The sequence below is a fragment of the Micromonospora sp. NPDC005206 genome, from assembly GCF_040608175.1.
Taxonomy (GTDB): domain Bacteria; phylum Actinomycetota; class Actinomycetes; order Mycobacteriales; family Micromonosporaceae; genus Micromonospora.
Genome location: NZ_JBEXHU010000028.1, coordinates 55750 through 67379, shown reverse-complemented (window position 1 = coordinate 67379; position 11630 = coordinate 55750). Strand labels below are relative to the sequence as shown.

Below are 11630 nucleotides of genomic sequence, written 5' to 3'. Positions count from 1 at the left end.
GACTTCGTCTGCGACGTCCTTGTCAGTCCCATCACTGGGTAACCGCATCCGAGCAGGGACCGTCAACCCCCGAAGGACTTACGAACTGGAGCACTAAGCCGCCCGTTGCTCAGCGGCGCAAGCGGCGGGAGCAGGCGCCGTCGTGGTCGGCGCGGAGCAGGCAGCGCCGACCGCGGGGCATCAGCTGGTCGCAGAAAACCCGGTGGCGGAGGTATTGCTGATCCTCCTCGGACACCGTGGTTTCCCCTGGGTCGGTCGTCGGCAGCACGGACATCCAGCGGCCGATGACCCGGGCCAGGCGCTGTGCGGCGGGCAGGTCGGCGGCGGTCACGGGCAGGTGGATGACGTACCGCTGGCTCATCTGGTGTGCCCCCGCTCGTTGCCGCCGCGGGCATGCTCGGACTGCCAGCGGCGAAGCGCCTCCTTGATCCGTGCGGTCTCACGCCGGCTTTCAGCGAGCGCGGCGTGGAGAGCTGCCATGTCGACGGCGACCCGATCGAGGAAGGCGTACACGTCGTTGGGATTCAGGCCGCGGCGTCCGAGCCCCGTAGGCGGGAACCGACGCTCGCCCACCTGCCAGGGCAGCAGACTGGTGTACGTCGAGGAGCGATACGTCGCCCCGCCCTCCCGTACCGGTCGTTGGTTGCGGACGCTCATCTTGTTCGACCTGCCTTTCTGTTAGTGGAGGGGGTGGGCCCCCGGGTCACACCGCTCGCGCGGGCCCACCCCACCCCACCGCCGCAGCTTTGATCAGGGGCACGGCACCAGGGCTGCTTTACGGCGTCACTCGACCGGGCTATAGATCCAGCTCCAACCCTGGGGCGTCGCCGCCCACGTAAGTATACGGACAGGGGCACAGGGGCACAACCAGTGCGGCCCACGGGGGGACAAGGCTTACCAGGTATGACTGTCGATCCGCGCTCGCATACACCCGTCTATGTGCAGGTCGCCGACATACTGCGGCGGCGGATCGAATCCGGAGAGCTGGCGCCTGGGGTATCGCTGCCGAGCGAGGCCCGGCTGACCCAGGAGTACGGCATTGGCCGTGAGGCCGTCCGGATGGCGATGTCGATCCTGCGCTCCGAGGGGTTGGTCAGCACCGTTCGCGGTCACGGAACACGGGTGCGAAGCTCGCCCGAGCGGCAACGGGTGGAACTGCCGGCCGGCGCGTCGGTCGTCGCTCGAATGCCGACCGGCCGGGAACGGAACGAGCTGCACCTGGACGAGGGCGTCCCGGTGCTGGAGATCCGCCACGGCGAGGGCGAGGTGGAGGTCAAACCCGGCGACCAGGTCGAGCTAGTGCGCCCAACCAAGAGTTAAGCCGCACTAGCGCACCGATCCGCATAGCCGCAGTGTTGACGCGGGGAGCCGACCTAGGAGGCGCCCCAGGCGTTCGTGGAGGAATGTGACGATGCGCAGGACCGGACGACGTCGAGAATGAGGCCACCTGCCCGTCATCCGCTGGGTGCCCCCATTGACGCGTGGCCTCCTATTAGTCCGCCGCCTCGTCCCCTGCGCCTACTTGCCCATGGCCTTCTCCGCCAACCCCAGCAGCGCCCGTTGGCGATGGAGGAGAAAGGCATCGAAGTTGGGCACCGATGATGGTGTCAAGCTCATCGGAGCATGTCGTCTTCAAGGCGGCGGCATCCGGGAGCTCCGGATCAGAGGCGGCTTATGGCTTCAGTCGACTCGCCCATCTCGAGCTGGCAAGCCATCGCCTGTTGGCGGCACTCTTCGGCAAGATCGTGCTCGTCTCCCGACTGCTCCAAGTCTCGGGCCAACGTCTCGAAGGCATGGCGCGCCTGCCGGAAGTCACCTGCGAGCATGCGGAGGTTGGCGAGATCCAGTCGTAGGGCGACGATCTCCCCGACGAGCGGCTCACGACCGTCGGGCGCTGAGTGAAGGACACGTTCCAAGACCTCGGCCGCTTGTACGAAGCGCTCGTTCTCGGCCAGTTCCCTGGCCTGCGCCCGCAATTCGACCAGCTCCTGCTGACTTCGCTGCGCCGGTACGGAGGCAGCATTGGGCGGTGGAACAGCCCCAGTGAGCGTCTCCGTCCGGGCGGCTGCCAACCCGCGAGTGCCTCTACCGTCGACGAACGGCGTGAGAAGCTGGTGGACCTCGGCGGCCGACGCTGGCCTCTCCGCTGGCGTCTTGGCCAGGAGGCAGTAGAGGAGATGCGCCAGGTCGTCGGGCACGTCCGAGCGGTACTCGGTGATGATGGGAATCGGCGAACGCACATGGCGGCGCAGCATGTCGGGGGTGTTCGCCGCCTCGTAGGGAGGGTTCCCGGCGAGCATTTCGAAGAGCGTGCAGCCCAAGGCGTAGAGGTCGGCCGCTGGTCCGACAGGGCCGCCTTGAGCCTGTTCGGGTGCTATGTAGGCGGGAGTGCCGAGCGTGCGGCCGGTAGCGGTGAGGCGGGACGCTTCGGTTGAGCCGAGCAGCGCGGCAACGCCGAAGTCGAGCACCTTCACCACCCCTAGTGGAGTGATCATGAGGTTCTGGGGCTTCAGGTCACGGTGCACGAGGGAGGCGGCGTGGGCGACGGTGAGCACCGAACAGACCTGCGCGGCGATGGAAGCCGCTTCGCCGACATGCAGCTGTTCCTGCTCGGCAATGTGGTCGGCGAGGACGATGCCCGGCACGAGTTGCATGACAAGGTAGAGGTCCTCGCCGTGAACGCCCAGGTCGTACACGGATGGCACGCCCGGATGGTCGAGCCGGGCGGTGGCTCTGGCTTCGCGTCGGAAGCGCTTGACGGCCGTGTCGCGCTCGTCCTCCGGCACCTCCAGCTGCCGTAGGAACTTGATCGCCACCGGGCGGTCGAGGCGCTCGTCGAAGCCGGCCCAGACCTGACCCATCCCGCCGCGAGCGACCGGATACGTCAACTCGTACCGGTCACCGATGCGGTCCCCCGCCTGCATGTCTGGTCTCCCTGCGCTTAACACCGGCCCCCGCTGACGCGAGGGCTGAGTCACGGTAGTTGTCTCTGCACGAGACGGCTGGTGAGGAACGGGCTGGGCGTCCCGTGCCACAACACCGCCAGCTCGTCGCGGGGGCGGGTGGCGGCTACGAAAAGCAACGATCGGTCACGCTGGCGTTCGCGCTGGTACCGCTTTGCGTCGGTGTCCCGGTACTTGCTGATCATCTGCCGGGGCACGAGCCCGTCGCTGACCCCCGCGATGATCATGCGCTGGTACTCGAGACCCTTGAACCGGTGCATCGTGCCGATGTGCACGCCGTCAGGCCGCTTTGGGCCGTCAGGGCCGATCTCCACCACCGCCAGTCCGTCAGCCTCCAGCCGGCTGATGACGTCCGCCGCCAGGTCCTTCGTCGGTACGCAGATGGCCACCGAGCCGTCGGTCGGGTTGCCCCAACTGCGGAGCTGCTCGACGATCAGGTCCCGTTCCTGCGCCCATGTCGGGGCACCGTGGAAGATCGGGCGGCCGCCGCGTAGCAGCGACCGGTAGCCGGCCAGGTCTTCCTCGCCGCCGTCGAGGTCGTCGTACACCTCCCCGGTCATGATCTGCAGGGCGTCGGCGAGGATCTGCCGGGTGGTGCGGTAGCTCAGCGTGAGCCGGGACGACCGACCACGGATGTTGACGCCGAGGCTGCTCAACGTGACGTGGTTGTCGTAGATGCGCTGGTGGGTGTCGCCGGTGAGGAACATGTCGTCCGGGCCTGGCGCGACCATGGCGCGCAGCATCTTCCAGTGCGCGGCGCTGAGGTCCTGGGCTTCGTCGACCACGACGTGGCGGTAGCGCGGCCGGTAGAACCCACCGGACGCCTCGCCGGCGACGCCGGTGGTGTGGCCCGTGCGGTCCATCTCGAGGCGGGCGGCCCGTTGTGCCACCTGGCGCCAGGTCCAGACGCCGCGGTTTTCCAGCCAGGTGGTGAAGCGCTCGGTCAGCTGCCAGACCTGGTCCCGCTCGATCCGGGAGAGACTGCGGCCGCGGTTGGGGCGGCGGGCCTTGAAGTAGTCCGTCCGCGAGTTGAGCACCTGACCGAGGATCACCTGGTTCCACTCAGCGGCGAGGAACTCCGCCTCCCAGGCGGTCTCCCCCGTCTCGATGAGGAACTCGTCCCACAGCTCGAGGACACGATTGTCGTCCACCACGCGCCGACTGCCGCCTGCCTTGGCTTCGGCCACGACCCGGCTGGCCAACCGGTCGATGTTGACGATGTCGACGCGCGACACCAGCTCCTGCCCACCCAACGCCATCAGTCGGGTACGCAGGTCGGCTGCCAGGTTCCGGTTGAAGGTGGTGAGCAGGATCGGCTTGTCCACCCCCGGCGGTAGCTGCCGGGCGAGGTGCGCCACCCGATGCAAGGCGACGATCGTCTTGCCGGTGCCCGGACCACCTCCGACCCGCGCAGGGCCGTTGTAACGGCGTTCGACCAGCTTCCGCTGGGTGGGGTGCAGGAAGATCTGCCACCGCTCGAAAGCCTCGCCTAGCATCGCTTGCAACGCCTCGTCGTCAGAGGTCACCTGCGTGGCGGGGCGTTCCACCGCCGCCTCGAAGTCCTCGGGATCGACCGGCTCATCGGCGCGGACCGGGTCGGTGACCTGCTGGAGCACGTCGTCGTAGGGGGTGCCGTCGAAGAGCGCGAAGAGCACATCGGTGGTGAGCTGCGGCGCCCGGTCGAGCAGTTCCAGAAGCTGCGCCTCGGTCGTCAACTCCCGGATCTGCGGCAGCAACGGCTCGGAGACGCCGAGTTCCAGCAACTGGGCGTCGGTGTACGTGTCGAAAAGCGGCTTCTGCGCAGGCTCGGGCTCAGGCTCGGGCGGCACGACCCGGCCGATGATGCTGTCACCGACGGGTGCCATGTCGATGACCTCGATGCCGCCGGTGACCCGGTTGATGCGGTACGCATATCGGGTCAGGTCGTCGTACACCTCACCGCGATGCTTGACCGCGACGAGCAGGTAGTCGCGCTCGGCGATGTGCAGCAGCAGGGCGCGGTAGTCCTTGTTGACCCGAGCGGACATCAGCCGGGATTCCCTGTTGAGCGCCTTCAGATTGAGCCCAGGATTCTCCGGATTGTGCCGGAACTTGTGCATGAACTCGTAGACCGCTCCGATGTCGGCGCGGGTGAGTTTCATGACCTCCTTGTCGGCGCGGTCCAGCATCCGCAGGGTTGTTGCTCCGGTGCTCATCGACGTTCTCCCCCGCTCGTCGCCCTGATCTCCGCCACCAACTTGTCAACCGACCATTCCCGAGCGGTACGGGCGTGCCAGCCCGCCTCCGCGTACGCCCGATCGCGGTCTTCCGTCTCCGGGTCGTCGGACCGGCCGGTGAGCACAATGGCGATTCGTCGATCGGGCCAGGCGAGTTCGGCCTGCCAGCCCTGATCACCCAGCTCGTAGCCGACGACCGGTGCGGGTAGATTCTGCCGGGCAAGTTGCTGGACGAGCTGGTCCAGGGTGTTCTCGTCCGGGTCCAGGTAGCGCAGAATGTCCCGCCACGGGGATTCCTTGTCGAGCGTTTCGGGCTCGGCGGCTGCCGGCTGCGCCACGACGCCGAGCCACGTTGCCGTCTCCTCATCGAGCGGCAGCGCGCGTTGCGCCAGCACGAGTCCGGTGCCCTCGGTGACCGCCATCGAGGCCGGCTCGAAGTCGTCGAGGGCGGAGACCGTGAGCTGGCCCGCGTCACCACCACCGTTGGTGAGGAACTGCACGACATTGCCCCACGCCAGCCAGGCGGCCCATCGTTCCTTGTGTCCCTCGCTGGCGACGGCGGCGGGCAGATCGTCGAGCACGGTGAGCGCGGACCATGTCGGCAACGGCTTGCTCCGCCCGTCGACGACGACCGTCACCGGGCAGTCGGCGTTGTCTCGGGCGCGGGCGAGCATGATGTGGCGCGACGTTGTGGGTCCGGGCAGGGGCTCTCCGCGCAGTGCGGGAACCAGCCTTTCACCGACGCCACCGGAGTCGGTAGCGGTGTTGTCCCGAGCTTGCTTGAGCATGCCCGCCAAGGTCGCTTCCGCCCGGCGCTGCCATCGGATGAGATCGGGATCGGCGAGGAAGCGCATCAGCTGCTCGATCGGGTTGACCCAGATGGTCTCTTCGAGTTCGTCCGGGTCCGCACCCGGAAGGAACTGCCGGTATTTCTCCCGCGCCGCCTGCTTGCTGACTCCGCCGTACGGGGTCCACCGCCCCTGCCCGTCGGTGCTACCCCAGGTCTTGACGTCGTCCCAGGTGGCGGCGAAGACCAGGTAGCCGTGCGCACGTAAGCGGGCCCGCTTCTCGGCGTCGTCGGCGAGCCGGTTGTACTGCGATGAGGCGTGGTACTTGAATCCGTCGAGATAGACCGCTACCTCGGGGGACGGCGCGTCGAGGCGTTTGAAGTGGACGTCGGGCCGGGTGCCTCGAACGGTGTTCTGCAGCTTCATCTGCCAGTGGGTGACGCTCTGACCGTTGTCGCGGACGAACCGCAGGTCGGCGATGCGGGCGCCGTCATGGTCGGTCCGCCGGTCGATCCGCAGCCCCGAGTTGGGTGTCTCGCCAAGCGCCAGCAACTTGGTGAGGAAACGCAGCTCCAGCTCGCTCTCCACCTGGTGGATCAGCGAGATCTCGTCCGTGCGGGTGCCCTCCTGAACGTCCCAACTGTCCAGGAGCTTGTCCAGCATGCCCAGCGCCTCATCGCGACTCATCAGGGCGAAGTGCTCGTTGCGCGCGTAGCGCAGTAGGCAGCGGTGACACACCGCCCTGCCTTCATGTCGACAGACGCAGTCGGCGATCCGCTGCCGAGCCAGCTCGAGGATCGCGCGGAACTCCTCCGGTTTGGCGAGGCGATGCAGGTAGCCGGTGCCTTGCGGCTGGGTGTCGTAGACGACCACGAAGTTGCGCGTCCCGTCGCTCTGCCCGTCCGGCATGGTGGCCGGCACGGCCTGAAGGTGCGCGGGGTCGCCGCCGTACTGCGCGGCGATGCCGAGGCGGATAGCGGCGGCGAAGGACACGATGCGCTCCTGCACGACAGCGGTCGCCGCGGGGATCAGGATGCGCAACGCCTCGGTCTCCAACTCATGGGCCAGGATCAGATCCACGTGGGTGTCCGGGGCAGCCGGCGATCGTCGGTACGGGCACCAGGGCCGGTGATGCTCCGCGCCCGCTGCCACGGTCACACCGGATGCCTGCACGCCAAGTTGCTGGTTCACCGGAGCACCGTCGACGGTTGTCCCGCCGCAGGAGGTGCAGGCGTGGAACCGGTTGATTCGCACCTCGTCGCCAGCGAAGAGTTCAGCTGCCCGGTCGTAGCGCTGCGCGCCCAGGTTGAAGTGACGGATCATCGCGTGCCGGCTGTAGTCGACACCGAAGGTGTCATGAGCGTGCCGCCAGGATGAATCGACCTTCGCCGGGTCAACGTCGACGGCGACCGTCGTGGCGTAGAAGCGCCGGTCCCGGTCGTCGCTGTCGTCGCGGATGCGGGCGTCGTCGCGCTTGTCGCGGCTGAGCACCCGGGTCGGTTGGAGGACCTCGAAGAGTCGCCCGTGATCGGCGATGCCCGGGTCCGCACAGCGCGGGCAGGCGCTGGTGTCCTCCTTGGCCAGGTGGGTGCGGACGTAGCCGCACTGGGCGCAGACGCGCCACTGCTCGTACGCCGGCCGGTCGGCCGGGCCGACGTCGAGCCCCGAGATCTCGTGTTTGTAGCCCCGCACGTAGTAGCTGTTACCGGGGGCGATCTCGACCAGCGCCTGGCGGGCGGGGCGCGCGTACTCGCGGAGTTCGCTGTGGAACCGGCGGTCGCCGTCGGTCTTGTCCTCCCAGGTGAGGGTGGCTTCCAGGTCGGTCCGGGTGTCGATGAGCGCGTAGTTCGGCAGCAGACCGAACTCGACCAGGGTGCCGTGCGCGGCAGCCGCGCTGACCTCCCGCAGCCGGCGGCGGACCGCACCCTCCTCTGCCTTCAACATCTTGATCTCGCGGGCGTGGTCGGGATCGCTGGGCACCAGCGTGCCCCGGGCGGTGGCGAGTTCCTGGAGTCGGCGACGCAGGTCGGCCAACCGGGACTCCCAGACCTCGTCGGCTTCCTTGACCCGGTGGACGATGCCGTCCACCGCGAATTCACGCAGCTGGTCGGCGGCGGCCCGCAGGACCTTGTCGCCGAAGAGCGTCAAGAAGTCCTCCACCAGGCGGCCACCGTCGCGACGACCAGCCTCGGCGAGGCCGGTCAGCCAACCGCTCGGGCCGAACAGCACGTGCGCCCGCCGTGGCATCGGCAGCACTCCGGTCAGGCGACCGCGGGCCGCCAGGTCGATCAGGTGGGCGAGGTACTGGCGGCGCAGGATCTCCACGGCGGAGAGGAAACAGCCGGGCGGGACGATCTGACCGGCGATCATGTCGCGTGGGTCGGTGAGGTAGTAGCGATCCCGCTCGGATCGCCCGACCAGGGTCAGCACGAGTGCGTTGCCGCTCTTACGGCCGGCGCGGCCCGCCCGCTGGACGTAGTTGGCCGGGCCGTGCGGGAGCGACGCGAGCACGACCGCCGAGAGGGCTCCGATGTCGATGCCCATTTCGAGGGTGGGCGTGCAGGAGAGCACGTTCGGGTCGGTGTAGCGCTCGCCGTCGCGGAACTGCTTCTCCACCGTCTCCCGCTGGGCGCGGGTGAGCATGCCGGTGTGTTCGCCGGTGACCACGCGGAACACCGGGCTGTCCAGGTAGAGCCGCCGGTAGTAGTCGTCGGGAGCGGTGTCGTCGTGGGCGGCTTGGAGCTGACCGCGGCAGCGGTACTGGCGGCAGGGCTGGCCGATCCAGTCGACCACCCGGTCGGGGTGCTCGGTCTGCTGCCAATGGCAGGTGTCACATCCGACCCCGGCGGCCGCGGCGGACGCGTCGTCGAGCCGGGTCACCCGCAGGTGGCCGGGCATCAGCCCGTACACCGTGTTGCCGTCCTCGGTGTCGCCGGTGGCGACCACGTCGGCGGCGGCGAGTGCCGGTAGCAGGCGGGTGAGGAAGCCGGCGGCGTCGCCGGAGTCGAGGTCGAGGCAGCGGGACGTCCAGTCCTGGTACCAGTTGCCGCGAGCGGTGATCACGTCGAACTCCGAGGGGGACTTCGGCGTCGCGAGCAGGAACGTGGGCGCGGACAGGCCCTTCGGGAACGCGGGCATGCCGGCGGGGCGGCCGCCCCAGACCTGCCACCGGGTGCCCCCGCGCTTCAGGTACGGCGCCAGCCACTCGTGGTAAACCGCGCCGCGGGTACGTAGCCGTTCCAGCAGGCCGCGGAGGAAGGCGAGGTAGCGGGCATCGTCCGGGGGCGACCCGGCGATGTTGCCGGGGCCGGTCAGGTGGATGTCCCGGCAGATCGCGGCGGCTCGCGCTGGGTCGTCGAGGGCAACCTCGACGGCGACGCTGCGGGTCAACTCCAGGGTGCGGCCCTGGCGGGAGCGCAGTCCGGTCTCCATCACGGTGGCGAAGACGAGCCGCTCGCTGATCAGCTCCCAGGTCTCGCGGCTGCCGTTGTGCTCACCGGCGAGCAGGCTGTCGACACCGGGCTGGTCGTGCAGGTCCGGTGGCACGACGGTGGAGAGGATCTCCGGCTGCGCCGCCGCTTCGATCATTTTGGCGAAGAGGTCGTCGAGCCCGATCGACTCCCCTGCCGTCAGCCGGCTGGCGAGCAGCGAGCGCAGCGAGAACGAGTAGGACCGGTTGGCGACGAAACCGGCGCGGTGCGCGGCGTCCTGGACCGAGTCGTTGAAGAGCAGCGTCTTCTTCTCGGCCTCGTCGAGCTCCCCACCGGTGAAGAGCTGCGTGATCGCCACCGAGGCGAGGGTGGCCAGGCCGGCGCCGAGGAAGCGGATGCCGTGGTCCAGCTCGCAGGACGGGCAGCGGTCCTTCTCGGCACCGTCGATGTCGAGAACGTCGCCGAGCACGACGATCGCGTCGTCGGTGGGCTCTCGGTCGCGCTGCTCGTCGAAGGGGCGCACCCGGCGGCCGTACTCCAGGACCAGCAGGCCACGGAAGCGCTGGCGTACCTCGTCCTCGGTCGCGGCGATCAGCGCGCGGACCCGGCGCTTGTCCCGACCGACGCTGGCTCGGTAGATCTTGTCCGGGTCGGTCTCCAGCTCCTGCGGGTCCTTTTCCGGCGACAGCGCCGTCCAGCCGGAGCGGCCGCAGTGCCGGCAGTAGATGGCCGGTAGCCGGGGGTAGCGGTTGTCGGCCACGACCACGTCGGCGTCGGTGGCGTACGGGTCCAGCTCACGCGGCGCTTCGCCGTACCAGCCGAAGGCGGCCTGGTGGGAGGTGCCGCGCAGCAGGCGGGAGACGGCGCGTACCCACAGGTGGGTTTCGATGTTGAGCAGCGGGCGGCCGGGGGCCTCCGGGTTCTGCGCCACGGAGAGCAGGCCGACGAACCGGGCGAGAGCCTTCGCCGTGATCTCGGGCGGGGTCTTCATCACGCTGCCCCAGCCGGTGGCGTTCTTTCGGGGCAGCACGTCGATGATCTCGTCGAGGGTGCACGGCCTCGCTTGGAGCGAGTCGAGCACCGCCTTCGTCAACGGATGCTGGCGGAGCAGGTCACCGAGCCGCGTCGGATCGTCGAGACACTGCTCGCCGAGGACCAGCTCGACAACCTCAGCCATCATCCGCTCGGGGTCGCGGTCGTCGACGGCCGCGAGCTGCTCCGGGGTGGGCAGCGGCAGGCTGAAGTCCTGGCGGGCGATGAACTCGCCGGCCTCGTACCGGTCCTCCCCCACCAACGACCCGGCGTCGAAGGCGACGCCGAAGACCTGCTCGGCGACCTCACGGATTGCGGTACGCCCGTCCCGGCCGCCGCCCTCACCGAGCGTGGCGGAGGTGGCCACGGGACAGATCGGCCCGAGGGGCCGCTCCGGCTCGTCGAGGTCGAGCGCCGCGGCGAGCCGGCGCAGCAGCATCGCCACGTCGGTGCCCTGCGCGCCGTCGTACGTGTGGAATTCATCCAGCACCACGTACGCCGGCTCGGCGCCCTCCCACAGCGGCAGATCGTCGGCGCGCTGGAGCAGCAGGTCCAACATCTTGTAGTTGGTGATCAGGATGTCGGGCGGCGTGCGGCGCATCTCGGACCGCTTGGTGAACACGTGCGGGTACTCGATCGCCGCGACGTCGCCGATGTAGAGACCGGCGGTGACCTGGCTGAGCGCCGGATCGGAGAGCAGTTCGTTGATGCGCTGCGTCTGGTCCGTGGCGAGTGCGTTCATCGGGTAGAGCAGGATCGCCTTGACCCCGGCCCTGCCCTGCTGCTTCTGCCGCCGGCAGTGGTCGAGCACCGGGATCAGGAACGACTCCGTCTTACCCGAGCCGGTGCCGGTGGTGATCAGAGTCGGCTCGGCCGCCTTGCCCTTCGTCGACAAGCGGGCAAACGCGTTGGCCTGGTGCAGGTAAGGGGCGAAGCCGGCCGGCGCCCAGTCCAGGCCCGCCCGCCAGTCCCCCTCCGCCGGGCGAAAGGGGGTGCGGATCCGAAGGTACGGGCCACGGAAGATGCCCTGCTCCGGGTGGGAGAGGAAACCTTCCAGACCCTGGCGTACGCCGTCCTCGGTCAGGCCGAAGGTGGTGGTCAGGTACTGAGTGAGGGTCCGACGCAGGGTGTCGGCGGCGATGGTCGGCCTCATGAGCGGATCACTGCCGCATGCTACTTCACCCCTTACCGGGGTTGACC

At 68.9% G+C, this 11630-nt stretch carries 6 protein-coding genes; 1 reads left to right on the top strand and 5 read right to left on the bottom strand.

Annotation, left to right across the window (positions count from 1 at the left end):
* Window positions 1-109 precede the first annotated feature (109 nt).
* Window positions 110-361, bottom strand: coding sequence for a hypothetical protein (locus tag ABZU69_RS32465; RefSeq protein ID WP_354968114.1), 252 nt, complete (start codon window positions 359-361; stop codon window positions 110-112).
* Complete coding sequence (locus tag ABZU69_RS32460; protein WP_354968113.1) at window positions 358-657, bottom strand: DivIVA domain-containing protein; 300 nt, start codon at window positions 655-657, stop codon at window positions 358-360. The genes ABZU69_RS32465 and ABZU69_RS32460 overlap by 4 nt, the downstream gene beginning before the upstream one ends.
* Before the next feature lie 246 nt (window positions 658-903).
* On the opposite strand from ABZU69_RS32460, the gene ABZU69_RS32455 reads away from it, so the two are divergent.
* On the top strand, window positions 904-1320 hold the full coding sequence (locus ABZU69_RS32455; protein WP_354968112.1) for a winged helix-turn-helix domain-containing protein: 417 nt from the start codon (window positions 904-906) through the stop codon (window positions 1318-1320).
* Between the two features lie 341 nt (window positions 1321-1661).
* On the opposite strand, the gene ABZU69_RS32450 is transcribed toward ABZU69_RS32455, so the two are convergent.
* Genes ABZU69_RS32450 through ABZU69_RS32440 form a run of 3 tightly spaced genes read right to left on the bottom strand, consistent with a single transcriptional unit; the run spans window position 1662 to window position 11583 of the window.
* Entirely contained in the window at window positions 1662-2924 is a 1263-nt protein-coding gene (locus tag ABZU69_RS32450) for a protein kinase (RefSeq protein WP_354968111.1), read from the bottom strand.
* 50 nt (window positions 2925-2974) lie between these two features.
* Window positions 2975-5158, bottom strand: coding sequence for a UvrD-helicase domain-containing protein (locus tag ABZU69_RS32445; protein ID WP_354968110.1), 2184 nt, complete (start codon window positions 5156-5158; stop codon window positions 2975-2977).
* Window positions 5155-11583, bottom strand: coding sequence for a DEAD/DEAH box helicase (locus tag ABZU69_RS32440; protein WP_354968109.1), 6429 nt, complete (start codon window positions 11581-11583; stop codon window positions 5155-5157). Before ABZU69_RS32440 ends, ABZU69_RS32445 begins: the two co-directional genes overlap by 4 nt.
* Between the last annotated feature and the right edge of the window lie 47 nt (window positions 11584-11630).